The sequence below is a fragment of the Klebsiella sp. Lac1 genome, from assembly GCF_009825425.1.
Taxonomy (GTDB): domain Bacteria; phylum Pseudomonadota; class Gammaproteobacteria; order Enterobacterales; family Enterobacteriaceae; genus Klebsiella; species Klebsiella electrica.
Genome location: NZ_VJZJ01000001.1, coordinates 2,789,377 through 2,815,498 on the forward strand (window position 1 = coordinate 2,789,377; position 26,122 = coordinate 2,815,498).

20 protein-coding genes are annotated in these 26,122 nt (G+C 54.9%); 6 read left to right on the forward strand and 14 right to left on the reverse strand.

All coding sequences use genetic code 11. The features are described from left to right. Positions 1-7: 7 nt before the first annotated feature. The 5 genes from mglA to folE form a co-directional block, all read right to left on the reverse strand. Entirely contained in the window at positions 8-1,528 is a 1,521-nt protein-coding gene (mglA, locus tag FNY10_RS13665) for a galactose/methyl galactoside ABC transporter ATP-binding protein MglA (protein ID WP_131048160.1), read from the reverse strand. Between the two features lie 176 nt (positions 1,529-1,704). Then, on the reverse strand, positions 1,705-2,703 hold the full coding sequence (mglB, locus tag FNY10_RS13670) for a galactose/glucose ABC transporter substrate-binding protein MglB (protein ID WP_160702834.1): 999 nt from the start codon (positions 2,701-2,703) through the stop codon (positions 1,705-1,707). Between the two features lie 293 nt (positions 2,704-2,996). Next, entirely contained in the window at positions 2,997-4,019 is a 1,023-nt protein-coding gene (gene galS, locus FNY10_RS13675) for an HTH-type transcriptional regulator GalS (RefSeq protein WP_160702835.1), read from the reverse strand. Between the two features lie 155 nt (positions 4,020-4,174). Further along, positions 4,175-5,332 (reverse strand): DUF418 domain-containing protein YeiB, encoded by a 1,158-nt coding sequence (yeiB, locus tag FNY10_RS13680; RefSeq protein ID WP_131048161.1) that lies wholly within the window; start codon positions 5,330-5,332, stop codon positions 4,175-4,177. An 18-nt stretch (positions 5,333-5,350) separates the two neighbouring features. Beyond that, positions 5,351-6,019, reverse strand: a complete 669-nt coding sequence (gene folE / locus FNY10_RS13685; RefSeq protein WP_100682697.1) for a GTP cyclohydrolase I FolE — start codon at positions 6,017-6,019, stop codon at positions 5,351-5,353. Positions 6,020-6,389: 370 nt separating this feature from the next. On the opposite strand from folE, the gene fghA reads away from it, so the two are divergent. Further along, positions 6,390-7,226 (forward strand): S-formylglutathione hydrolase, encoded by an 837-nt coding sequence (gene fghA / locus FNY10_RS13690; RefSeq protein ID WP_131048162.1) that lies wholly within the window; start codon positions 6,390-6,392, stop codon positions 7,224-7,226. Between the two features lie 207 nt (positions 7,227-7,433). Here the strand turns inward: fghA and cirA are convergent, their stop codons facing one another. The 3 genes from cirA to yieE all read right to left on the reverse strand — a co-directional run bounded on the left by cirA (position 7,434) and on the right by yieE (position 12,244). Next, positions 7,434-9,407, reverse strand: a complete 1,974-nt coding sequence (cirA, locus tag FNY10_RS13695) for a catecholate siderophore receptor CirA (protein ID WP_160702836.1) — start codon at positions 9,405-9,407, stop codon at positions 7,434-7,436. A 309-nt stretch (positions 9,408-9,716) separates the two neighbouring features. Continuing rightward, on the reverse strand, positions 9,717-11,186 hold the full coding sequence (locus FNY10_RS13700) for an amino acid permease (protein ID WP_131048164.1): 1,470 nt from the start codon (positions 11,184-11,186) through the stop codon (positions 9,717-9,719). A gap of 191 nt (positions 11,187-11,377) precedes the next feature. Further along, the gene (gene yieE / locus FNY10_RS13705; RefSeq protein ID WP_131048165.1) at positions 11,378-12,244 is read right to left on the reverse strand and encodes a DNA-binding transcriptional regulator YeiE; all 867 of its coding nucleotides are present in this window, start codon (positions 12,242-12,244) and stop codon (positions 11,378-11,380) included. 341 nt (positions 12,245-12,585) lie between these two features. On the opposite strand from yieE, the gene FNY10_RS13710 reads away from it, so the two are divergent. Together FNY10_RS13710 and nfo are read left to right on the forward strand one after the other, a co-directional pair. Further along, positions 12,586-13,635: a YeiH family protein gene (locus FNY10_RS13710; protein WP_160702837.1), complete on the forward strand. Its 1,050-nt coding sequence runs from the start codon at positions 12,586-12,588 to the stop codon at positions 13,633-13,635. A 93-nt stretch (positions 13,636-13,728) separates the two neighbouring features. Continuing rightward, positions 13,729-14,586 carry a deoxyribonuclease IV gene (gene nfo, locus FNY10_RS13715; protein ID WP_131048167.1) on the forward strand — a complete coding sequence of 286 codons (858 nt, stop codon included), beginning with the start codon at positions 13,729-13,731 and terminating at the stop codon, positions 14,584-14,586. A gap of 111 nt (positions 14,587-14,697) precedes the next feature. Here the strand turns inward: nfo and fruA are convergent, their stop codons facing one another. Genes fruA through fruB form a run of 3 tightly spaced genes read right to left on the reverse strand, consistent with a single transcriptional unit; the run spans position 14,698 to position 18,475 of the window. Next, the gene (fruA, locus tag FNY10_RS13720) at positions 14,698-16,389 is read right to left on the reverse strand and encodes a PTS fructose transporter subunit IIBC (RefSeq protein ID WP_131048168.1); all 1,692 of its coding nucleotides are present in this window, start codon (positions 16,387-16,389) and stop codon (positions 14,698-14,700) included. Positions 16,390-16,405: 16 nt separating this feature from the next. After that, positions 16,406-17,344, reverse strand: a complete 939-nt coding sequence (gene fruK / locus FNY10_RS13725) for a 1-phosphofructokinase (RefSeq protein ID WP_004864796.1) — start codon at positions 17,342-17,344, stop codon at positions 16,406-16,408. Then, entirely contained in the window at positions 17,345-18,475 is a 1,131-nt protein-coding gene (fruB, locus tag FNY10_RS13730) for a fused PTS fructose transporter subunit IIA/HPr protein (RefSeq protein WP_141964163.1), read from the reverse strand. A 331-nt stretch (positions 18,476-18,806) separates the two neighbouring features. Here fruB and setB point away from each other — a divergent pair, with 331 nt between their 5' ends. Next, positions 18,807-19,994 carry a sugar efflux transporter SetB gene (gene setB / locus FNY10_RS13735; protein ID WP_160702838.1) on the forward strand — a complete coding sequence of 396 codons (1,188 nt, stop codon included), beginning with the start codon at positions 18,807-18,809 and terminating at the stop codon, positions 19,992-19,994. A gap of 1,299 nt (positions 19,995-21,293) precedes the next feature. Here setB and FNY10_RS13740 read toward each other — a convergent pair. Together FNY10_RS13740 and FNY10_RS13745 are read right to left on the reverse strand one after the other, a co-directional pair. Continuing rightward, positions 21,294-21,719: a hypothetical protein gene (locus FNY10_RS13740; RefSeq protein WP_160702839.1), complete on the reverse strand. Its 426-nt coding sequence runs from the start codon at positions 21,717-21,719 to the stop codon at positions 21,294-21,296. Positions 21,720-22,146: 427 nt separating this feature from the next. After that, positions 22,147-22,401, reverse strand: a complete 255-nt coding sequence (locus FNY10_RS13745; protein ID WP_100682710.1) for a YkgJ family cysteine cluster protein — start codon at positions 22,399-22,401, stop codon at positions 22,147-22,149. Positions 22,402-22,550: 149 nt separating this feature from the next. Between FNY10_RS13745 and yeiP the strand changes: the two genes are divergently transcribed. Further along, positions 22,551-23,123 (forward strand): elongation factor P-like protein YeiP, encoded by a 573-nt coding sequence (yeiP, locus tag FNY10_RS13750; protein ID WP_100682711.1) that lies wholly within the window; start codon positions 22,551-22,553, stop codon positions 23,121-23,123. 119 nt (positions 23,124-23,242) lie between these two features. Here the strand turns inward: yeiP and uxuA are convergent, their stop codons facing one another. Further along, positions 23,243-24,433, reverse strand: a complete 1,191-nt coding sequence (gene uxuA / locus FNY10_RS13755; RefSeq protein WP_141964149.1) for a mannonate dehydratase — start codon at positions 24,431-24,433, stop codon at positions 23,243-23,245. 206 nt (positions 24,434-24,639) lie between these two features. Between uxuA and FNY10_RS13760 the strand changes: the two genes are divergently transcribed. Next, positions 24,640-26,106: a mannitol dehydrogenase family protein gene (locus tag FNY10_RS13760; protein WP_141964147.1), complete on the forward strand. Its 1,467-nt coding sequence runs from the start codon at positions 24,640-24,642 to the stop codon at positions 26,104-26,106. Positions 26,107-26,122: the final 16 nt, after the last annotated feature.

Below are 26,122 nucleotides of genomic sequence, written 5' to 3' on the forward strand. Positions count from 1 at the left end.
CCTGCTCTTAAAGATGCAACGACGCAAGACGTAAAATTTCGTTCTGCGTAGTCGTTTTTGTCTCAACAATTCCGGCAACGAGACCGTTGCTCATTACCAGAATACGGTCGGTAATACCCAGCAGCTCCGGCATCTCGGAGGAAATAATGATGATCCCTTTATTTTTATTCGCCAGCTCAGCAATCAGCTGATAAATTTCGAACTTCGCGCCAACGTCAATCCCACGCGTGGGTTCATCAAGCATCAGAATTTCCGGCTGGGTTAATAGCCAGCGACCAATAATAACCTTTTGCTGGTTACCACCGGACAACGAACCAATTTGCGTATGCTGGCCGGGGGTTTTCACGCGCATTGAATCAATAACCCACTGGGTATCGCTTTTCATGCGGGAATTGTCCAGCAGACCCACCTTGTTTTTATATTTCTTAATATTGGAGATCAGCGAGTTAAAGCCAATATCCAGATACGCATAAATACCGGTGGAACGGCGCTCTTCGGTGACTAACGCAAAACCATGGTTAATCGCTTCGTTCGCGCTATGGTTATTGATCTTCTTGCCGTGCAGCGTAATCGTGCCGCCTGATTTTTCGCGGATACCGAAAAGCGTTTCGACTATATCGGTACGCTTCGCTCCCACCAGCCCGGCGATACCGAGGATCTCCCCTTTACGCAGATCGAAGGAGACATCACGAATCGATGGCTGACGCAGCGAAGTCAGGTTGCGCACTTCCAGAATAGTTTCACCCGGCGTATTGTGTTTCTCTGGGAAGCGCTGGGTTAACGAGCGCCCTACCATCATGGCGATGATCTTATCCATATCCAGGCCTTCCAGCGGCTGGGTGGCAATCCACTGACCATCGCGCAAAATCGTTATTTCGTCGCACAGCTGGAAGATCTCTTCCATCTTGTGAGAAATATAGACAATACCGCAGCCGCGTTCTTTCAGCTTGCGGATAATCTTAAACAGATGATTAACTTCTTTCTCGGTCAATGATGACGTAGGCTCATCCATAATGACGATTTTGGCGTCATAAGAAAATGCCTTGGCGATTTCAATCATCTGCATTTGCGATACGGATAACGTGCCGACGCGGGCACGCGGATCGATATCTATATCGAGCTCATCAAATATCCCTTTGGTATCGCTATACATTTTTTCCTGATCGACAAACATTCCTTTGGTGGGATAACGCCCCAGCCACATGTTGTCCATCACCGAACGCTGCAATACCAGATTTAATTCCTGGTGAACCATTGAAATACCGTTTTCCAGCGCTTCTTTCGCGGAATGGAAATCGATCTCTTGCCCCTGAAAAAGAATACTACCGGAATCTTTTTGATAGATTCCAAAAAGGCATTTTAATAATGTCGACTTACCAGCACCGTTCTCTCCCATCAATGCATGAATAGAATGAGGACGGACTTTCAGATTGACATTATCGAGTGCCTTGACGCCAGGAAACGATTTGTTGATATTGCTCATTTCCAACAAGAATTCGCCTGACCGTTCGCTATTATTGCTGACCATAGTTATACCTGGCTGCGTTCATGCACACCCCAACCGACGCATTCGCGCCGCCATCAGGGTCGGGTTCTGTATCAGGAATAATCGGGCGCGAATATCCGGATATTTCAGGTTGCCGCAGCATTCGCTGTCAGCAACCCGACCTGTTCCGGGGAGAGCTCACGCCCGTAACTCAATAATTATTTACCGATAAACTGGCTCAGATTGTCTTTATCTACGCCAACATAAGGTACGCGGACAATCTTATTCTCAATCTTCCACTTAGTACCCGCCGCCGCTTCTTTACCATCGGCCAGGTTTTTCGCCAGATCGAAGGTGGCTTTCGCCTGGTTGTTCGCGTCGTTCAGCACGGTACCGGCCATCGCGCCAGATTTTACCAGCGCCAGCGCTTCAGGCAGGGCATCGACGCCGAATACCGGAATGCTGCTCTTGTTATGCGCTTTCAGAGCTTCAACCGCGCCCATTGCCATCGCATCGTTGTTGGCGATAACCACTTCAATTTTGTTGGCGTTCGGGCCAGACAGCCAGGCATCCATCTTATCTTTCGCCTGAGCGGTATCCCACATCGCGGTATCCATCTGCAGCTGCTGAGTCTTCAGACCTTTGTCATTCAGCTCTTTAATCACGTAGGTGGTACGCGCTTCAGCATCCGGGTGGCCCGGCTCGCCTTTCAGCAGAACATATTGAATCTGACCGTCTTTGTTCAGATCCCAGTTCGGATTGGCTTTCCAGTGCTTGGCAATCAGGTCGCCCTGAATAATCCCGGACTCTTTTGAGTCGGTGCCGACATAGTAAGCTTTGTCATAGCTGTCCAGCGCTTTGCGGGACGGCTCTTTGTTAAAGAACACCACCGGCACGTTCTGGCCGCGCGCTTTTTCGATAACGGTGCCAGCGGCTGCCGGGTCCACCAGGTTAATCGCCAGCGCCTTCACCCCTTTGGCCAGCAGGACGTCAATCTGATCGTTCTGTTTGGACTGGTCATTCTGCGAGTCATTCATCAGCAGCTGAACGTCTGGCGCTGATTTGCCGTCTTTCTCAATCGCCTTGCGCACGACCGACATAAAGTTGTCGTCATATTTATAAATGGTTACGCCGATACGGGTATCCGCTGCGTGTGCCGCGGCGCCAAATAACATGCCAGCCATAAGAGCAGACAGGGTTAACACCTTCTTATTCATGGAATCTCCGGTTTTATTATGCAGGGTCGTTGGTGTGAAAATAGCCGGCGGGGACTTGTTACATTAGTGTTACCGCACAACAACATTCACGACTATAAATTCTGTCTTCCGTGTAGGGTAACGCTCCAGAAACACGAATTAATTAAGCGTACTGCGCCTTATCCCTACGGTAAAAGTGATTAATCACCGTGATATAGTGGTTCAGACTAGTAAACGAGGCCATCATAATCAGTTGAATGTTAATATACTGTGAATTTACTCACAGATTGAAAACGGTTACATAAGACACATCATCAGTTAGTGATCGGCCCCGCAATTTGCTGCGGCATCACCGAATGGCGGCGTACCAGCGTCGGCATAAAGCAATGCCGCGCTTCATGATCGAGTTTGCCTGCCGCCCCCAGCAGCGCCAGCTCCGTTGCCAGTTTCGCCATTGACATAACAGGATAGCGCACGGTCGTCAGCTGTGGGTCGGTGTAACGAGAAATCGGGATGTCGTCAAAGCCGATAAGCGACAAATGCTGCGGTACCGCAATGCCATTATCTTTAAGCGTCGTCAGCGCCCCGGCCGCCATGCTGTCATTGTAGGCAAAGACCGCGGTCAGGCCTAAATTGCGCCCCAGTAGCTCAACCATGGCCGCCTCTCCGCCCTGCATATCCGGCGTACCCGAGCCAATCCAGCTGTCTGGCGCGATAATGTTTTGTTCCTGCAACGCCTTCAACCACCCTTCCCGGCGCATATCGTCATCTTCGATGCCATGGTTTGAGGAGAGGTAGCCGATGCGCTGATGACCGTTGTTCAGCAGCATCCGCGTGGCCATCAACGCCCCGCTGACATTATCCAGCCCCACGCAGCGATGCGCGTAGCCGGGCACAATGCGGTTAATCAGCACCATCCCCGGCATATGCTCCATAAAGTCGCCAAGCTCTGCATCGCTGAGGGCTTTGGAATGGACGATCAGCGCCGAGCAGCGCTGGCGAATCAGCACTTCGATGGCATGACGCTCTTTTTCCGCCTCATGGTAGCTATTGCCGATCAACACATATTTCTGGTGCTGCTGAGCGACCGTATCCACCGCTTTCACCAGCGCGCCGAAAAAGGCATCCGACACATCCATCACCACCACGCCAATGGTGTCGCTGACCTGCGTCGCCAGCGCCTGCGCATTGGCGTTCGGCCGGTAGCCCAGTTGCGTTACCGCTTTCATTACATTTTCCCGCGTATCCGGGCTCACCAGCGTGCTGTTGTTCAGCACGCGCGAGACGGTCGCTACGGAAACGCCCGCCTGACGGGCGACATCACGAATGGTGATCATGCTTACCGCCCTTAAGAGAATTGCAATACGTCACACCCACCTCCTGTGTTCAGCAAGGTGGCTATTCTGGCAGCGACCCGCAGCGCGCTACGTGAGTGATGTCACAAGCCTGGAAACGGTTACATCCATTTTGTTAATGATTGTGATCGAGATCGTTATCTTGATGTGTTTTTTAGTGATGTCCCTGACGCACGTAGGGTTAACTGACGCCACAGCCATTCCACCGGCCCCTGACGGAAATGACGTAGCCAAAAGAGAGAGAAGGTGATATTTACCGCCCAGACCGGCACCACGAAAGCCAGCAACTGCAGGCGGTCAAACTTCATAAACAGGCCAAAACGGTAAAAAATGGTAGTACAAACGAGCGTTTGCAACAGATAGTTGGTTAGCGCCATCCGCCCGACGCAGGCGATAGCCCCCACCAGCCGCAGCCTGCACAGCTGCGGCCAGAAGCCCCATGCCAGCGAGGCATAGCCGATGGTTTGCAGCGGCGCGCCCAGCTCGCGAGGAGCCTGTAACAGGAACGCGCACCAGCGAGGATTCCACCCCAGATGCCACTGGGCAAAAATTGCCGGCAGATTGACGAGCATACCGGCGACAATCAGCAGTGCGCCGGTGCGGCGATAGTGGCCGAGGCTAAACTGCCCTTTTAACCAGCCGCTGCGCATCAGCGCTGCCCCCATCAACATCATCCCCGCCAGCTGCCAGCCGTACTGCGCCCCTAGCGCCAGCAGATTATCGGAGAGCATATCGGCACGATTGCTGACCGCCTCCAGTCCTCCGTTCAGTTTCCAGTATTGCTCATACTGTAAATTCGCCGCATCGGGCACCCATGAACGGTTCGGCGCATCGCCAGAAATCATGCCGAGCAGCACGAGCACCGCAACGCCGATAACGTAGAGCACGACGCCGGTGTTAAACAGCGTTTTGATGTGATGCGCATCGCGCACCATGCGCCACGCCACCAGCCCCACCAGCGCATAGGCCAGCAGGATATCGCCATCCCAGAAAAACAGACCGTGGATAAAGCCCAGCAGCGCCAGCAGCGTCAGGCGCGACTGGATCCAGCGCTTGCCGCGAGGCAACAGCATCTGTAGTCCGGCGCCAAACAGCAAGGCAAACAACGTCAGGAATTTGACCTGCGCAAACAGATCGAGAATCGCCCAGGTCCAGGCGTCGGTGAGGGAGATGCTCCCGGACCAGGCCGGGTTGAGGTAAGCGGCCTTCGGCAAGCCGAAGGCGCTGATATTCAGAAGCAGGATCCCAAGGATGGCGACGCCGCGCACAAAGTCCAGCGTGACATTTCGCTCCATCTGTCCTGCTCCGTATTTTTAGTTGTGGTGGCGTACGGCGCGCAGGAACTCCTGGCGAGTATTCTGGCTGGATTTAAACAGGCCGCCCAGTGAGGTCGTCGTCGTGGCGCTGGTGGCATCACGGATGCCGCGCGCTTTGACGCAGTAATGCACCGCATCAATGGATACCGCAACGTTGCTGGTGCCCAGCAGCGTCTGCAGCGCTGTTAAAATCTGCTGAGTCAGTCGCTCCTGCACCTGAGGGCGCTGGGAGAAGAACTGCACGATACGGTTGATTTTCGACAGACCGATGACCGAATCTTTCGGGATATAGGCCACCGTCGCTTTACCATCAATCGTGACAAAGTGGTGTTCACAGGTGCTGGTCAAGGTAATATCGCGCACGGTGACCATTTCATCGACCTGCATCTTGTTTTCGATAACGGTGATTTTTGGGAACCTGGCATAGTCCAGCCCGGAAAAAATCTCATCGACGTACATTTTCGCGATACGTCGTGGCGTTTCCATCAGACTGTCATCAGTTAGATCAAGATTCAGCAGTTGCATAATCTCGGTCATGTGTCCGGCAATCAAGCTCTTGCGGGTTTCATTATCAATTTCTTCTACGGGCGGACGCAGAGGCGTCTCCAGCCCACGAGCGACCAGCGCTTCATGAACGAGTATGGCTTCTTTACTCAGTGCTGACATTTAGGTTCTCCTGCAGGTGTGGCGCTCTTTGCTCTTCTGCGGGCAAAGTTTGCATTCATTGTGCGTGAGGCGGCGCACATAATCCAGTAGTCGAAACGATAATTATTGAAATTTGCGTGAGCTATTGATCTCTCACGACGGGTTGCGCTTACCGCTGAGGAAACTCGCCCGACCCGCCTTGCACTCTGTCGCTGACCGCCACGCGCTATTGCGCCGTCTCCGGCGAGCGACCAGCATCGGGCATGTTGGCTAAAAGTTGCATTAATGATGCAATATGTTCCTCAAAGGAGGAAGTGAAAGTTGCTCACAGGTAGATGAAATATCTGTATTATGACCTGACACCCGCATTTACCTTCCTGAGGAGCCCGGCATGGAATTGCTTGAAGAGCATCGCTGTTATGAAGGTCGGCAGCAACGCTGGCGGCACGACTCCAGTACCCTGAACTGCGCAATGACGTTCAGCATTTTTTTACCTCCCCTGTGCGATGAGACGCCGCCGCCGGTGCTCTACTGGCTGTCGGGGCTGACCTGCAATGATGAAAACTTCACCACCAAAGCGGGCGCCCAGCGTGTCGCCGCCGAACTCGGTCTGGTGCTGGTCATGCCGGATACCAGTCCGCGCGGCGATGATGTCGCCGACGATAGCGGCTGGGATCTGGGTAAAGGTGCAGGTTTTTACCTCAATGCCAGCGCCGCGCCGTGGTCTGCGCATTTCCGCATGTATGACTATCTGCGTGACGAACTGCCGCAGCTCATCCGTTCGCAGTTTAACGTCAGCGAGCGCTGCGCCATCAGCGGCCACTCGATGGGCGGGCACGGCGCGCTGATCATGGCGCTGAAAAACCCGGGGCGTTTTACCAGCGTTTCCGCTTTCGCGCCGATTGTTAACCCTACGCAGGTTCCCTGGGGACAAAAAGCGTTCACCGCCTATCTGGGCGCCGATGAGTCGGCCTGGCAGGCGTGGGACAGCTGCGCATTAATGCAGGCAAGCCAGCCCGCTGACGCCATTCCGACGCTGATAGACCAGGGCGATAGCGACACCTTCCTCGCGCTACAGCTGCAGCCAGCGGTGCTGGCGGAGTGCGCGCGGCAAAAAGCGTGGCCGTTAACCCTGAGAATCCAGCCCGGCTACGATCACAGCTACTACTTCATCGCTTCATTTATTGAAGACCATCTGCGTTTTCACGCCCGCTATCTGCTGGCCTGACTTCCTGCCGGTGTGCCGCGCTCCCGGTGGCGGCGCACCGTTTCCCGCTTGCCCGGCCACCGTGCGACGGCCAGGGTCATTCAACACTCTGCGTTGCTTTCTTCTTCGATGGCCGTATCTTTATCCGCGCAATAGCGCCGCTTCCCTGCGACCAGACGCTTTCCGGGGGCAGACAGCGTTCGCCATCTGCCCCTCTTTCCGCGTCGATCAGAAGCGGTAGTCCACGGCCATAAAGTAGCGACGGCCCTCTTCAGTATAGCTGTAGTCGTCGCGGCTCAGATCTTTATCCCCGACGTTCAGTACGCCTGAACGCAGCTTGACGCTCTTCGTCACCTGCCATGCCGCACCGATATCAAACATGGTGTAACCGCCCGGCGTTTTCGAGGTGGCGCTGACTGCGCGCTGCTCGCCGGTATAATTGGCGGTGACGTAGAAGGACCAGTCATCCAGCGGCTTCCAGTCCAGGGTCCCGTTGGCGGTGTGGAACGGCAGCGACTGCAGCGGTTTGTCGCCGCCGTTGCTGAGATCGCGGCCATCGTTATAGGTGTAGTTCACCGTCAGCTTCCACGCGTCGCCGAACGGCACTTTGACTTCGGTTTCCACCCCTTTGATGCGCGCTTTATTGACGTTGAAGTAGCGGAAGACCGGTACGCGTTTGCCGTTAACCGTTTTCCAGCCGGCAAAGTTAGGGTAGCCCGGCGCTTCGCTGGCGCTGGAGGTGCGCAGAATATCGATCATATCGTCGACGTTATTCTGGAAGGTGGTCACGCTGCCTTCTACACCGTCCAGCAGCCCTTCTTCACCGCGGTAATACAGGCCAAGTTCGAAGCTTTCGCTGGTTTCCGGCTTCAGGTCCGGGTTACCGATGATACTGCACGAGCCGCGGCAGGAGTTGGTGGTCCAGTCCGGGTTCAGCTGCAGCAGCGACGGCGCTTTAAAGGCCGTGGCCCAGCCGCCTTTTACGGTGACCGTATCGCTGGCGTTATAGACGAGGTAAGCACGCGGGCTCCAGTGATCGCCGTAGGTCTGATGGTCGTCCATACGAATACCGGTGGTCAGGGCCAGCGGTTCGAAAATACGCCACTCATCCTCAACAAACAGCGCGTACTGGCTGGCAGAGGTGGATTGTCCGCCGCTGCTCAGATTAATCGGATCTTTCAGTTTATCGTGGCGCCATTCGCCACCGAAGGTCAGCAGCTGGTTAATCATCCCCAGCGGCAACACGTACTTGCCATCAACCGCATTGCTTTCAGAGGTGATCGTGCCATTCTGGCCCGGATTTTTGTTATCGACTTTTTCGCCATAAAACTTCAGTTCGCTATTGCCCACATCCCAACGACCGTTATGGCTCAGGGAGTAGTTCTGGCGTTCCAGACGATTACGGTTGAGGGAGTCGGAATCACGATCCTGACGATCGAAGCCATAGCCGGCGGTGATATCCTGGTTATCGGTCGGCGTCCAGGCAAACTCAACGTTGCCATCGCGGCTGGTAAAGCCTTCAATACGCGGCGTTTCACCGGCGGCATTGCTGGAGGACTGCGGATCGTCTTTCGCGCGTTTTGCCAGGTTGCCGTAGGCTTTCATCCCCAGCACGCCGTCAATCAGCGGACCGCTGGTAAAGAACTGGCCGTTGTAGGTATCGCCGCGATCGCGATGTTCCTGAATCGTGGTATCGGCGCTCAGGGTTCCGGTCCACTTCTGACCGACTTTTTTGGTGATGATGTTCACCACGCCGCCGAGGGCGTCGGAGCCATAGAGGGAAGACATCGGCCCGCGGACCACTTCAATACGCTCGATGGCGTCGACCGGGATCCAGTTTAAATCGAAATCGTTGTGGCGGAAGACCGCGTTGCGCGAGTTAACGCGTTTGCCGTCGACCAGAATCAGCGTATAGCTGCTGTCGAGGCCGCGAATGCTGACGCCCTTGCGGTTGTCGCCTTCGTTGGTGAGCTGCACGCCTGGCACGTCGCGCAGAACATCTTTCAGATTCTGGACCGGACGGCGCTGCAGATCTTGCTGAGTAATGACGCTGATACTGGCTGGCGCATCTTTTACGCTCTGTTCAGTCGCCGCGGCGGTGACGACCAGCGTTTCTTCATTGGCCTGGGCAACGGCCGGAAACGCCAGCGATACGACGGATGCGCACAATCCCGCCCGGACAAAAGGGTTTAACCTGAACATTCCATATCTCCATGAGGTGTATAACGAATCAAACAAAAGGTGCAATTAACACGTACTGCCGGCGCACCGCTCATTGGCGGTACGCGCGCTCTTTTTACAGTTGACGTGGCTGGTCGCCCCTTGCTGGTTGTTTACGACCGGCAAGACAGGGAGATTGGCTTCATCCTGATTTTGATGAGGATGATAAAAATAATGATTTTGATTATCAATAAAATTATAAGGAACTGTATCAATTTGTAAGAATGTACAGATAAAAAAAACCCTCTTAAAAGAGGGTTTCATCAGAACGATTACTGCCAGCGTCGGCCGTCAGCCTTTAAATCGCTGCGGGAACTTCATCTCGCTGTAGCGAACGAAACGGGTGCCTTTTGCCAGCTTATAACCAAACCAGATAACCAGGAACAGCGGGATACCGATATAGGTTGCGGCCACACCGCCCCAGTCGATGGTGTCTTTCAGGAAGGCTTCATAGTTCTGGCCTAGCGTGACAATCAGGCACAGCACGAAGGCAAAGATCGGCCCCAGCGGGAAGAACCCTGAACGATACGGCAGATCGTTCAGATCGTTGCCCTGCAGCACATAGCCGCGACGGAAACGATAGTGGCTGATGGCGATCCCCAGCCAGGCGATGAAACCGGTCATCCCGGAGGTGTTGAGCAACCACAGATAGACGGTCTGGTTACCAAACATCGAGCTCAGGAAGCACAGCGCGGCAATCACCGTCGTGGCATACAGCGCATTACGCGGCACGCCGCCACGGGAGAGCTTCGAGAAGATGCGCGGGGCTTTGCCATCGCAAGCCAGGGTATAAAGCATGCGCGTTGACGCATACATTCCCGAGTTCCCCGCCGACAGTACCGCTGTCAGGATAACCGCGTTCATGATTGCCGCCGCCGACAGCAGACCCGCGTGCTGGAACACCAGGGTGAACGGGCTGACGGAAATGTCTTTCACGTCGTTACGCAGCAGGCTTGGGTCGGTATACGGAATGATCAGACTGATAATCAAAATCGCGAAGACATAGAACAGCAGGATACGCCAGAACACCTGGCGCACCGCGCGCGGAATATTCTTCTCCGGATTTTCCGATTCGCCCGCCGCAATACCGATAAGCTCGGTGCCCTGGAACGAGAAGCCGACGATCATCGCCACGCCAATCATCGCGGAGAAACCGCCAGCAAACGGCGCGTCATTGATGGCCCAGTTGCTCCAGCCCGCTGGCTGCGCGCCTTTAAAGATACCGACGATCATCATCACGCCGACAATAATAAAGATAATAACGGTGGCCACTTTGATAAGCGAGAACCAGTATTCCGCTTCGCCAAAACCTTTCACCGAGATCCAGTTCAGCAGGAACATAATACCGAGGAACAGGGCGCTCCAGATCCAACCCGGCGTATCCGGGAACCAGTAGCTCATCACCAGTTGAGACGCCACGAGATCAACGGCGATGGTCACCGCCCAGTTATACCAGTAGTTCCAGCCCAGCGCGAAGCCAAAGCCCTCTTCGACATAGTTCTGACCATAGGTGGCGAAGGAACCGGATACCGGCATGTATGCCGCCAGTTCACCCAGGCTGGTCATCAGGAAGTAGACCATCAGGCCGATCAGAATATAGGAAAGCAGTGCGCCGCCTGGGCCTGCCTGAGAAATAGTTGCACCAGATGCAACGAAAAGACCTGTACCGATGGAACCGCCAATAGCGATCATGGTCAAGTGGCGCGCCTTCAGTTCACGGCGTAAGCCGGGCGCTTCTGTGGTTTTAGTATCCGAAACCATGTGAAAATGCTATCCATCCAAAAAACGAGGCGAGATTGTAGCAGACGATCCGGGTTCTATCCGGAACAAATGCGCAGTTATAAGAGAGCTTCATGATCGACAATGAATTATTAGCAAAGCACTCATCTGCGAAAATGCCCGCCATAATATGCTGATCTCTCACAATAAATGCCTTGCTAACCGCCGATCATTTACACCTGACAGTAGTGCAGAAAACGCTGTAATGCCTTAGAAACATGCTTTTGCCGATGGTGAATCCGCCACAGGGTGCGGGTCAGAGCAGGCAGCGGGACCGACAGTTCGACCAGCGAGCCGACCTCAAGCTGTTCGGCGATAACCCGTCGGGAGAGACAGCTGATGCCCAGGCCGTGACGCACGGCGTGTTTGATAGCTTCCGAATTGCCAAGCTCCATGCCCAGATGAAACGCCGGCAGGTGCGACAGCAGCAGGTAGTCAACGATTTCGCGGGTGCCGGAGCCATGTTCACGCAGGATCCACGGCGCTTCAGCCAGCCGTTGCAGCGTCACCTCTCCTTCCAGCAGCGGCGAATCCGGCGCGGCGAACACCACGAGTTCATCTTCCAGCCATGGCTCGGCGATGATATCTGCCGCATGACATGGTCCTTCGATAAGCCCGATATCCACCCGCAGATCGGCGACCGCATTAATCACGTCCTGGCTATTGCCCACGCTCAGCTCCAGCGGCAGGTCGGGAAAATCACGGCGATAGCGGGCGATAATTTCCGGCAGGATATAGTTGCCGATGGTGCTGCTGGCATAAACCCGGATCGCGCCGTTGTCGCCGCGAAACAGCTGTTCAATCTCCAGCGCGCGCTCCAGTAAGGCCAGCGCCCGCGGGTAGAGAAGCCGCCCGTGTTCGTTTACCACCAGCCGCTTGCCGACGCGGTCAAACAGTTGCACACCCAGCTGTCCTTCCAGATCGGTCAGCGCCGCGCTGACCGCGGATTGCGACAGCGCCAGCATTTGTGACGCCTGGGTCGTTGACCCGCTCTTAAGCACTTCAGCAAACACTTCCAGCTGCCGTAGCGTGATATGCATAGCTCATCCTGCCTTCATTGATATGCTGCGTGGCTCTCCGACAATCCGCCGAACGTGGGAATGTCACCCAAAACGCGAAAACATTCGCATCTACCCGCAATAATTCGAGTTGCAGGACAAAACGGTTGACCGTTTTGCACAGCGCTTGCGCTGGCGTAGGCCGCGAGAGCGACACCCCAGGAGCTTACTGCAGTCAGTGACTGGGGGAATCGGCGCAGCCAACACACATGCAACGTGAAGGATGGCAGGTATACCACTTATTACGATTGATTATAAATATATAATCAATTTTATATTTAAACCAGCGCGTCGTAATCTTTACGCAGACAAAGGAGAAGGTTATGACAGCACTCACTTTACCGACGAAACATCACACCCTATGGCATTTTATCCCGGGACTCGCGCTGACCGCCGTTCTGACCGGTGCCGCGCTTTGGGCCGGTAGCTTTTCCGCTATCGCTGGCGCCGGCTTCAGCGCCCTGACGCTGGCCATCTTATTCGGTATGGTTATCGGCAACACGATTTACCCTAAGCTCTGGCAATCCTGCGACGGCGGCGTGATCTTTGCCAAACAGTATCTGTTACGACTCGGCATCATTTTATACGGTTTTCGCCTGACGTTCGCCCAAATCGCCGATGTCGGGGTCAGCGGTATCACCATCGACGTCCTGACGCTGACCAGCACCTTTTTTATCGCCTGTTTCCTCGGGCAGAAGGTCTTCGGTCTGGACAAACATACCAGCTGGCTGATTGGCGCCGGTAGCAGCATCTGCGGCGCCGCCGCGATTCTGGCAACCGAACCGGTCGTCAAGGCACAAGCCAGTAAAGTGACCGTCGCGGTGGCCACGGTGGTGATTTTCGGTACCCTGGCTATCTTCCTCTATCCGGCGATGTACCCGATGCTGGCGCACTGGTTCACCCCGGAAGCCTATGGCATCTATATGGGCTCCACGATGCATGAGGTTGCGCAGGTGGTGGCCGCAGGACATGCTATCAGCCCGGATGCGGAAAACGCCGCGGTGATTGCGAAAATGCTGCGCGTGATGATGCTGGCTCCGTTCCTGCTGTTCATGGCCGCTCGCGTCAAACAGCTGGCGCCAGCAGGCCTGGGAGAAAAAAGCAAAATCACCATTCCGTGGTTTGCCATCCTGTTTATTGTGGTGGCGGTGTTTAACTCTTTCCATCTGCTGCCAAAATCCATCGTCGGGATACTGGTCACGCTCGATACCGTCCTGCTGGCGATGGCGATGGCGGCACTGGGGCTGACCACTCACGTCAGCGCGCTGAAAAAAGCCGGCGCCAAACCGCTGCTGATGGCCTTAATCCTGTTCGTCTGGCTGATAGTCGGCGGCGGCGCCATCAACCTGGTGATTCACGGCCTGATGGCATAACCCGGTCGGATGAACCCACGCATTCGTTGATGTAACTCTCCGGTTAAGCCGCTATCATTACCCTCCCCCCAGCGGCTTAACTGGAGCTTTTTTATGAAATACATTGGAGCGCACGTCAGCGCCTCCGGCGGACTGGCCAATGCCGCCATTCGCGCCGCGGAAATCGACGCCACCGCCTTCGCGCTGTTTACCAAGAATCAGCGGCAATGGCGAGCAGCCCCGCTCAGCGACGAAACGATTGCTGAATTCAAAGCCGCCTGCGAAAAATACCGCTTTGGCCCCGGACAAATCCTGCCGCATGACAGCTACCTGATTAACCTCGGCCACCCGGTTGAGGAGGCGCTGGAAAAATCCCGCGATGCCTTTATTGATGAACTGAGCCGCTGTCAGCAGCTCGGGCTGACGCTGCTCAATTTCCATCCCGGCAGCCATCTGCAGCAGATACCGGAAGACGAGTGCCTGGCGCGTATTGCCGAGTCCATTAATATTGCGCTGGCTAAAACCGAAGGCGTGACCGCCGTCATTGAAAATACCGCCGGCCAGGGCAGCAACCTCGGCTTTCAGTTTGAACACCTGGCCGCCATTATTGACGGAGTGGAAGACAAATCCCGCGTCGGCGTCTGCATTGATACCTGCCACGCCTTTGCCGCCGGTTATGACCTGCGTAGCGTGGAAGGGTGTGAGAAAACTTTCGCCGACTTCGAACGCATTGTCGGTTTCCGCTATCTGCGCGGCATGCACCTCAACGATGCCAAAAGCGCCTTCGGCAGCCGCGTTGACCGCCACCACAGCCTGGGCGAAGGCAATATCGGCCACGACGCTTTCCGCTGGATCATGCAGGACAGCCGCTTCGATGGCATCCCGCTGATTCTGGAAACCATTAACCCGGATATCTGGGCACAAGAGATTGCCTGGCTGCGGGCGCAGCAAACGGAAGAAGCCTCGGCCTGACCTCAGGACCGCGTACCGTGTGACACAGACCGTTACGCAGATAAGCAGAACAGAAAAAGGGCCGAATCCGGCCCTTTTGTTTGCTTATGACGTGCTTTTGTGCAGGAGAACTCAGGCCGCTTTTCCTGCGGTCTGTCCTTCCGGACGTTTCAGCACCGCGTAGGAGAGACCGGCCACCAGGGTACCGGCAACAATCGCCAGCAGGTAACCGACCACTGGCGTAATCGCACCAGGAATCAGCAGGACGAACAGACCGCCGTGCGGCGCCATCAGTTTCGCCCCGATAGCCATAGAGATTGCACCGGTCACCGCGCCGCCCACGATACAGCATGGCAGGACGCGCATCGGGTCACGGGCAGCAAACGGAATCGCCCCTTCAGAGATAAAGCACAGACCCAGAACCAGCGCCGCTTTCCCCCCTTCCCGTTGCCCTTTATCAAACTTATTGCGGGCAACCAGCGTAGCGATACCCATCGCCAGCGGTGGCACCATACCGGCCGCCATAATCGCCGCCATCGGTGCGTAGGTTTGGGTACTCAGCAGACCGACGCCGAAGGCATAGGCCGCTTTGTTCACCGGACCGCCCATGTCGGTACACATCATCGCGCCGAGAATAGCGCCCAGCAGTACGGCGTTCGCCGTTCCCATCGTTTGCAGCCAGTGGGTCAGCCCTGCCAGAATGCCGGCAACAGGTTTACCGATCAGGTAGATCATCGCCAGGCCGACGATCAGGCTGGAGACCAGCGGAATGATCAGGATCGGTTTCAGCGCTTCCATGCTCGGCGGCAGTTTTAATTTGGTGCTGATCAGTTTAGCAACGTAACCGGCAAGGAAACCGGCGATAATCCCGCCGATGAAGCCGGAACCGCCGCTGACGGCCAGCATCCCGCCGATAAGACCCGGCGTCAGGCCCGGACGGTCGGCAATGGAGAAGGCGATAAAGCCTGCCAGCACCGGAACCATCAGCGCAAAGGCTGAACCACCGCCAATCTGCATCAGCGCGGCTGCAAGGGTATCTTTTACTTCAAACGCTTTGATACCGAAGGCAAAGGAGAGCGCGATACACAGACCGCCGGCAACGACCATCGGCAGCATATAAGACACGCCGGTCAGCAGGTGACGATAGGCACCGCCGCCCTCTTTCTTCGCCGAAGCCGCCTGCTGGCTGCTCTGGCCGGACGGCTGGTACGGTTTCGCTTCAACAACGGCTTTATCCAGCTCCTGCACGGTTTTCTTCAGCGCCAGACCGGTGGTGGTGCGATACATCGGTTTGCCGGCAAATTTTGCCAGGTCGACTTCAATATCGGCAGCCACAATCACCAAATCCGCCTGCGCCACCTCTTCCGGCGTGATGGCGTTACCTGCGCCAACCGAGCCGCGAGTTTCCACTTTCACCCACCAGCCGCGTTTTTTGGCTTCGGTTTCAATGGCTTCCGCCGCCATAAAGGTATGCGCGACGCCGGTCGGGCACGCGGTGACCGCCACGATGCGTTTTACGCCACCGGCGGCAGCCGGCAGTGTCGCCGCTGCCGGAGCAGCATACGGCGTCGCCTGGCTTTTCGCTTCGCTCAGGAACAGCTCCGGATGGGCAACGGCGCGATTGATATCGCCGAGGAACACCTGTTTACCGCTCAGCGCGCTATCCGCCGGCAGGGTGGTGCCAAGAACGATCGCCAGTTCCGCGTCGTTCGGGTTGTCTGTCAGTTCAAGATGTGCTTTATGCGCTGCGGTACCCAGCAAGGTTTTCGCCATATAGGCGCGCGCCTGTCCAAGTCCGGCATCAATAATCAGCAGCGTTTTCATTATGCCTCTCCTGCTGTCAATTAAAGGGTTTTAAGTCGACACGCGCCATCATGGCGGCCAACTGGGTACGATCGGTAATACCTACATTGCTCTGGCTGACCGCCAGCGCCGCAACAGCAGTAGCCAGACGCAGCGTATGCTCGCTGGATTCACGCATCAGCAGGCCGTAGATCAGGCCGCCAACCATGGAATCCCCGGCACCGACGGTGCTGACCACTTCGACTGAAGGGGGTTTCGCAATCCATTCGCCTGAAGCGTTAACCCACAGCGCCCCCTCTTCACCGAGGGAGATAACCACGTGGGCAATGCCCTGCTCGCGCAGCGCATGCGCCGCATCAATCACGTCTTTCATTTCCGGCAGTTTACGGCCAGCCCAGATCTCCAGCTCGCGACGGTTTGGCTTCACCAGCCACGGCGCGGCTTTCAGACCGGCAACCAGCGCTTCGCGGCTGCTGTCAAAGATAATGCACGGGCACTGGCTACGCAGACGAACCATCCAGTCTGTGAAGGCTTCCGGGCTAACGCCTGACGGCAGACTGCCGCTGACGCACACCATGTCGAACTGGCCCAGCCAGCTCAGGGAGTCATTCACAAAGCGTTCCCAGTCGGCCGGGGTGACTTCAAAACCGGAGAAGTTGAAATCGGTCACTTCACCATCTTTTTCCGTCAGCTTGACGTTGATGCGCGTCCGCCCCTGAACCACCTGGAAGCGGTTGGCAATCCCCAGCTCGCTGAACAGCTGCTGAAAACCATCCTGGTTGTCTTTCCCCAGGAAACCGCCAACGGTGACGTCAATACCAAGATCTTTCAGCACTTTCGCAACGTTGATACCTTTTCCGGCGGCATGCAGACCGGTGGTCCGCACGAGGTTGACTTCTCCGCGTTCAATTTCCGGTGTAAACCCCACCAGATCATACGCCGGGTTTAATGTAATCGTTGCTACACGTCTGCTCATTTATGCGCCCTCCCCAAGGCCTTCGGCGATCGCTTCGCCAATCGCATCCAGCGCTTGTTGCGCATCTTCACCTTGCGCGGTAAAGCGCAGACGGTGACCTTTCTTCACGCCCAGCGCCACGACTTTCATCAGGCTGCGGCCATTTGCCGGCTTGCCGGATCCGTCCAGATTGGTGACGGTAATGTCGCTGGAAAATTGTTTAATGGTGTTCACCAGCATCGTGCCCGGACGGGCATGCAGCCCGTGCTCATTGCGCACCACAAACTCGGCGCTCAGCACGTCGTCGGCGATAGCATCGTCGCTGGTCAGCAGCGCCAGCAGGGTCGCGCCATCGGACTTCAGCAGGCGGTCAGCTTTTTTATCAATCAGCAGATTGCTCAGGCGATTCAGTACCGCGGTAGGCTGTTCATCCGCCATCGCGACGGTAATCAGCAGCGATACCGGCTGCTCATCGGCGGTAAATGTACTGGCGGCACGGCTGACCGCAATCGCGCTGCGCAGGTTGCCTTCCGCGCTGTCGTTCAGCCAGATGCCCTGACCGAGGTTCAGCGGCTTATCATTGATGGTGCGGCTGACGAAGGTGGCGTCAACGGCGCCGGCCTCTTTCAGACGCGCAGCGTTCAGCGCCTGTAAGGTCATCAGATCGCTGGCAGCGATATCCAGGCTCAGCGTGTCATTATCCAGTTTCAGCGCTTCGCTCTGCTTTTCACCCATCAGCAGGGCCCGTAGCTCTTCCGCCGTGGTCGCCGATTTAAGTTGTTCAGCGACCGAATCATCGCTCAGGACGTGGGTCAACTGACGCAACAGCCCCAGATGTTCATCCGAACTGGCGGCGATGCCGATGGCCACGTACGCGGTCTGCCCTTCTCCCCAGGTCACGCCCTGCGGAAACTGGTAGACCTGAACGCCGGTTTTCAGCACCTGGTCACGCGTGTCGGTAGTCCCGTGCGGGATGGCAATGCCGTTGCCAAGGAATGTGGAGGTTTGCTGTTCGCGAGCCAGCATCCCGTTAACGTAGCCTTCCGCCACGTTGCCAGCGCTGACCAGCGCCGCGGCAACCTGACGAATCGCCTCTTCTTTATTACCGGCCTGCTGGCCGGGATGAATATCCTGCACAGATAACTGGAACATGGTTCTCCTCTCCTGCTAGATTGAATCGTTTCAGCTATTTTGTGAAAAAAGGCGTCAACTTCCTGATGGAGAAAATTCCTATAACGCTGAAACGTTTCAATGAGTCTGTACCTTTCTTATCCACTGCGCAAGATCTGTTATCAATCTGATAACGGAAATTAGAGGTGCAGCACACTTTTGCTGAAGCTAGCCTCCCGCATTCAGCCAGGCTTCAGCTTTTTGCTGAAATGACTAATTTGAAACTACTTTTTAATTTTCTGTACCATACTACTGTTCATTTTCTGAGTGACGGCGTAAACTCCGCTGCTCAAACAATGACAGATACTCCGCCATGCAAAACAGTAGCGCTGCCCTTCCCGGCCGCGGGTTCGATTTAACCTCTTCTGCTTTCCTGATCGTCGCCTTCCTGACAGGCATTGCCGGCGCGTTGCAAACGCCGACCCTGAGCCTATTTTTAACCAATGAAGTGCATGTACGCCCGGCGATGGTCGGCTTCTTTTTTACCGGTAGCGCGGTCATCGGTATTTTGGTCAGTCAGTTTCTGGCCGGGCGCTCGGATCGCCAGGGCGATCGCAAGCGGCTGATCGTCTTTTGCTGCCTGCTTGGGATCCTGGCCTGCCTGCTGTTCGCCTGGAACCGCAACTACTTTATCCTGCTCTTCATCGGGGTCTTCCTCAGCAGCTTCGGCTCCACCGCCAACCCGCAGATGTTCGCCCTCGCGCGCGAACATGCCGATAAAACCGGTCGCGAAGCGGTCATGTTCAGTTCCATTCTGCGCGCCCAGGTCTCGCTGGCATGGGTGATCGGCCCGCCGCTGGCCTACGCGCTGGCAATGGTGTTCGGTTTTACCGTGATGTATCTCTGCGCCGCGATCGCCTTTGTGGTCTGCGGGGCGATGGTGTGGCTCTTTCTGCCCAGCATGCGCAAAGAGAAGCAGAAACTGGCGGCGGCAGGTCATCTGGAAGCGCCGCGCACCCATCGTCGCGACGCGCTGCTGCTGTTCAGCGTTTGCACACTCATGTGGGGCATTAACAGCCTGTACATTATTAATATGCCGCTCTATATCATTAATGAGCTGCATTTATCAGAGAAGCTGGCCGGGCTGATGATGGGGACCGCCGCCGGGTTGGAAATTCCGACGATGCTGATTGCCGGCTATTATGCCCGACGCTTTGGTAAGCGCTTTTTGATGCGCCTCGCCGCAGCGGCAGGGATACTGTTTTACGTGGGGATGCTGCTGGTGCATACGCCCGCTTTACTGCTGGCTCTGCAGGCGCTGAACGCGATATTCATCGGTATTCTGGCAGGCATTGGCATGCTCTATTTCCAGGACCTGATGCCCGGCCAGGCCGGCGCTGCCACCACGCTGTATACCAATACCACCCGCGTCGGCTGGATTATCGCCGGTTCGCTGGCAGGTGTAGTGGCCGAAATCTGGAGCTATCACGCTGTTTTCTGGATTGCCCTTGGCATGGGTGCGGCGTCATTACTTTGCCTGTGGCGCATTAAAGACGTTTAAGACGCAGGCAGAGCCTGCGGAATAAGACAGGTCATGGCCGCCTGGCGATTGCCGTGATCTGTAGGCGTTCTTATCTGCAGGATGACCGTTGCCAAAGAATTTTCGCCTCCAAAGACCGGAATATTATCTTGCCGTGAAGTTGCTTACCTCATGATGTTATCAACTAAAAAACAACCAGTAATGGTTAGAAATAAAGTTCCAGCATTCTACCATCACTGACAGATAGAGGATGCCCCATACGAGTAAGGCAAGCGCTGCGAAGTGTTTTTTAATGAAACGAAGCATACCCAGCCATATTTAAAATAAACATACCGAGCAATATAACTTCTGCAAAATAAACATTCGCACAACCAGACCAAATTGAATTGTTATTGAATCGCTAATAATCAGATCTTGTTTTTCGATTCTTTAAATTCACCAGGCATTAATGTTTCATTTCATATTAAATGTTAATTTTAGTTCTGACGCCCGGAGGCTTTGGGCGTGGTTCCTTGTAATCAACCGATACCCGAATCGGGGCTTTATCATCAGTTCCCGGCACCACTTCAGCATTTAGAGGTGAAACCGCCGGGCCTCTCTGTCTCACTCTTTCCCGCGGGCTCATTCATCCACAGCCTCTCCCGTTCACTTGTCCGGAGGAATGGATTTTCCCCACGAGCTGTCCTTGATACATGAATACATGCAGTATGCAGAGAGACAGGTCAAGACTATCAGGATGATTACAGCAAGAAGATACAATATTAACCTCCCGTAAAAAAACAAACCGCTTAAAGCTGTTGAGGTAAAAATGCCGCACAGTCAGGGAAAGGGACTGGCGGCAAACGGCATCTCAGGACTTTCGATGTTTTTCTATGGAACGACCCCATATAACCATAATCATTGTAATGTTATGTATCCATTTCAAAATTAAATTACGCAGACTGTATAAAAAGCATTTAAGCGTATTAGTTGTAATATTTTATCAGCATATTTAATGCTAAAAAACAGCATTATTGAAACGAAGTTTTTAATTATTTAATTCAGTACCAGGCTGATAATGAGATGTTTTTGGCAACCACCATGAATAACTCAACGCTCAGGGATAAAAGGTGTCTGGGTATCCAGGGTCAAACGCACGACAAAGACTTATGGCGCTGTACTAAACTCTAAATGAATGAGATATGTCATAGCAGCGTCACGATCCGTTGAGCACATATCAGGTGAAGGCTGTAGGCTACCGCATACTTTTGGCCGTCGTTTCGACCTGAAGATGCGACATAGATTGAAAGAAAAGAGCCAGCACCAAAGCTGGCTATGCTATTAGAATGGCGATGAAGTGAGGTAAACAGGAACAGAGTAGATTGAGCCACCCGCAAGATAAGTCGCAGGGCTATTAAAGGTATAAATGGTTCCTTTCACTGACAGATAAAGCGCGTCGTTTTCAGCCTTCGTCAATGCGCCTTTGTCCGTCGTGTTCATAAAAGGCTCGTTCCCGTCCTCCAGACTCGCCATAAACGCTTTATCATCTTTGGATGCATCATAGAGATAGAAACGATAGGAAAAACCGGTAGTTGCTCCTGTGCTCGCTTCGGTGATGTAGAGGTTAGCCAGATTGTTTATTTTCACCTTCTTGATTATCTCTTGCTCAAGCGGCGAGTCATGCAACACCTTATATACCCCAATGACGACAACCGCCAACAGGATTAAGAGTAAGTAGCCTTTCCTGAAAACCAGCGCGTTTTGCATAGTCAATCCCTGCTCTTATCCAATACTGGTCGTTAGGGTCATCGCCATAAGGCGTTGAGCCATACCAATCACCAAAAGCTGGATCGCTCGTTCCTGCTTGACTTTGCGCCCATCCTGCCCCCCGAAGTCATACCTCATCGGAAATCCCCGCAGTGTGACCTACAGCCCCATAATGTCTGCGCCGCCGTCATCTTTAAGCCATAGATAAGCTGGAATAGCCATTGTCTCTTTTCCTCGTGTTGTTATAGAAATCCACAAGGAAATTGTACCTAATCAGGATCTGTATAGTAAACGATCAAATGCAATAAAATCATCAAATTAAGCGTGACTAAAAGTTTAATTAAGTTCTGTTTCATAGACTGGTTCCATAGTTCACCAGACACTTCGCGTCTCTTAATGTAATGGAATTATTTACGGCAGCAGTTTTTTAAGATGAAGTTTGCTTTTCGAGGTGAATCAGGAAAGCCATCGCCTCTTCACGACTGGTGCAGCACATATCAGGTGAAGGCTGTAGGCTACCGCATACTTTAGGACGTAAAGCCGAGCCAAAGATATTGCATAAGTTATCTTCCGATAGCTGCACGCACCTGACATTCGCAGGCTTGCCGTCAGGCATTCCGGGGATCGGGGATGAAATAGAGGGGGCGATACAGCAGGCACCGCAATCGATACGACATTCCATAAATGACTCTCTTGATGTTGCGGTTTACGGCCAAGCCTAAACGTTTTGTCCGGAGATAGCAAAACTCGTGAATTCCGCTTGCCTGAAAGCCCCGGCGCGAGTAGTTTTACGCGATATTTTTTGAACCGTTAAGCGACAGGATTACTGCAATGCCAAGAGCGAATGAAATTAAAAAAGGTATGGTGCTGAATTACAACGGCAAGCTGCTGATTGTAAAGAATATTGATATTCAGTCACCGAGCGCCCGTGGCGCAGCAACGCTGTACAAAATGCGTTTCTCTGATGTACGTACCGGCCTGAAAGTGGAAGAGCGCTTTAAAGGCGACGATATCGTTGACACCGTTACCCTGACCCGCCGTTTCGTTGACTTCTCCTATGTTGACGGCAACGAGTACGTGTTTATGGATAAAGAAGATTACACGCCGTACACCTTCACCAAAGAGCAGATTGAAGAAGAGCTGCTGTTCATTCCGGAAGGCGGCATGCCTGACATGCAGGTTCTGACCTGGGATGGTCAGCTGCTGGCGCTGGAGCTGCCGCAGACCGTGGATCTGGAAATTGTAGAAACCGCCCCGGGCATTAAAGGCGCCTCGGCGAGCTCCCGTACCAAACCGGCAATCATGAGCACCGGCCTGGTGATTCAGGTTCCGGAATACCTGACCACCGGCGAGAAAATTCGTATCCATATCGAAGAAAGCCGCTACATGGGTCGCGCAGACTAATATCGCGTCGTCCCGGATGAGGGTGGAAACGCCCCGTCCAGGCCGCCCGTCGTATGAGCCGGGCAGTAAGACAAAAAAGGACAGCCTGAGGCTGTCCTTTTACTTTTCCGCCGCCAGAATTACAGCAGTTCCGGATACTTCGTCATCTTCAGCGCCAGCTCAACGCCGCGTACTTCCGCCATCCCCTTCAGGCGACCAATCGCCGAATAGCCCGGGTTGGTTTTCTTACGCAGATCGTCCAGCATCTGGTGACCATGGTCCGGACGGAACGGAATCGGACGCAGATCGCCCGCGTGCTTGCGGCGCAGCTCTTCGCTCAGAATCGCCTCCACCACCGCCACCATATTCACGTCACCGGTCAGATGCGCCGCTTCGTGGAACGTTTTTGGGTTCTCTTCACGGCAGGTCGAACGCAGATGGGTAAAGTGGATCCGGTCGCCGAAGGTTTCGACCATTTTCACCAGATCGTTATCGGCACGCACGCCGTAAGAACCGGTGCACATCGTAAAGCCGTTGTTGATGCTGTCCACGGTCTCTTTCAGCCACCGCATGTCTTCGATAGTCGAAACGATACGCGGCAAGCCAAGGATCGGGCGCGGCGGATCGTCCGGGTGTACGGCCAGCCGCACGCCAACCTCTTCGCATACCGGTACGATAGCGCGCAGGAAGACGGCCATGTTCTCACGCAGCTGCGCTTTATCGATCTGGTCATATTCCGCCAGCCGCGCGCGGAACTGTTCGAGGGTATAGCCCTCTTCTGCGCCCGGTAAACCGGCAATAATGTTGCGGGTCAGCTTGTCAATGTCCGCTTCGCTCATCGCCGCAAAGCAGGCCTGAGCCTGGCGCTGCTCCTCTTCACTGTAATCCGCCTCGGCACCAGAGCGCTTCAGGATATGCAACTCAAAAGCGGCAAACGCGATGTGGTCAAAACGCAAGGCTTTCGAACCGTCCGGCAACTGGTACTCAAGGTCGGTACGCGTCCAGTCGAGAATCGGCATGAAGTTATAGCAGACGGTATCAATCCCGCAGGCCGCCAGGTTGCGAATGCTCTGCTGGTAGTTGGCAATCCAGGTCGCGCACTGCCCGCTCTGGGTCTTGATCTCTTCGTGTACCGGGATGCTTTCCACGACCGACCAGGTCAACCCTTTTTCCGCCAGCAGCGCCTGGCGCTGTTTAATTTCGTCAACCGGCCAGACTTGACCGTTAGGAATATGGTGCAGCGCAGTGACCACACCCGTCGCGCCAGCCTGCCGTACATCATCAAGCGACACCGGATCGTTCGGTCCATACCAACGCCAGGTTTGTTCCATCGCTATGCCCTCTCAAAGTTGTTATACCAATATTGCTAACATCAATGATGACTACCATACAGGCTTCTCGCCAGGGATCAATTTATCCCGCTGAATTGATTGATCCAGCTCACACTAAGCGTATAAATACGGCTTACCAATTTAATTTGTTGTCATATAACTTTACACTGCCATTGTTAATCATTGGTTAATCAGGTGTGTAAAGAATGACTACTATTGCTACCGCTACGCTGCCAGAAAGCGTGCAGCTTCCTCAGTACGATCGCAGCCAGTTGCGCTCGCGCATTGTGCACTTTGGCTTCGGGGCGTTTCATCGCGCTCATCAGGCCCTGCTCACCGATCGGGTGCTGAACGCCAGCGGCGGAGACTGGGGGATCTGTGAAATTAGCCTGTTCAGCGGCGATCGGCTGATGAGCCAGCTCCGTCAGCAGGACCACCTGTTCACCGTGCTGGAAAAAGGCGCACAGGGTAACCAGCCGATTGTCGTGGGCGCCGTTCACGAATGCCTGAATGCAAAGCTGGACTCTCTGCCCGCGATCATTGAAAAATTCTGCGAGCCGCAGGTGGCCATTGTCTCGCTGACGATTACGGAGAAAGGCTACTGCATCGATCCCGCCAGCGGCATGCTGGACCTGACGCAACCGCGCATTATTCACGATCTGCAAAATCCCGCGCTGCCGCAATCGGTGCCGGGGATTCTGGTTGAAGCCCTCTCCCGCCGCCGCGAACGAGGCCTGCCGCCGTTTACGGTTCTCTCCTGCGATAATATTCCTGATAACGGTCACGTGGTCAAAAATGCGGTTCTGGGCATGGCGGAAAAACGCGCCCCCGAACTGGCGCAGTGGATTGCTGAACACGTCAGTTTTCCCGGCACCATGGTTGACCGTATCGTGCCCGCCGCCACCGATGAGTCGCTGGCTGAAATCAGCGCCGCACTCGGCGTGGAAGATCCTTGCGCTATCAGCTGTGAGCCATTTATTCAGTGGGTCATTGAGGATAACTTCGTGGCGGGCCGCCCGGCATGGGAAACCGCCGGCGCCCAGATGACCGATAACGTGCTGCCGTGGGAGCAGATGAAGCTGCGGATGCTCAACGGCAGCCACTCTTTCCTTGCCTGGCTCGGCTACCTTGCCGGTAATACGTATATCAGCGACTGCATGCAGGATGAGGTGCTGCGCAGCGCCGCTCGCCGGTTGATGCTCGACGAACAGGCCCCGACGCTCGCTATCGAAGGCGTCAATCTGACGCACTATGCCGACAGCCTGATCGCGCGCTTTAGTAATCCAGCGCTAAAGCACCGCACCTGGCAAATAGCGATGGACGGCAGTCAGAAGCTTCCGCAGCGTATGCTTGACGGTATTCGCATTCACCTGCAACGCGGTAGCCGTTGGCCGCTGCTGGCGCTCGGCGTGGCGGGCTGGATGCGCTACGTCAGCGGTAGAGATGATGCCGGTCAGGCGATTGATATTTGCGACCCGCTGAGCGACAAAATTCAGGCTCTGGTCGCCGGCAGCCGCAACGAGGAACGCGTCAGCGCCCTGCTTTCACTGGAAGAAATCTTTGGCCGCGATCTGCCGCGCAATGCGCTGTTTGTGGAGAACATCACCGCCGCCTGGCATCAGCTTTCTGCCGTCGGTGCCCGCCAGGCCATTGCCAACGTGCCCGGGATTTAACAATTACTGCTCTTTA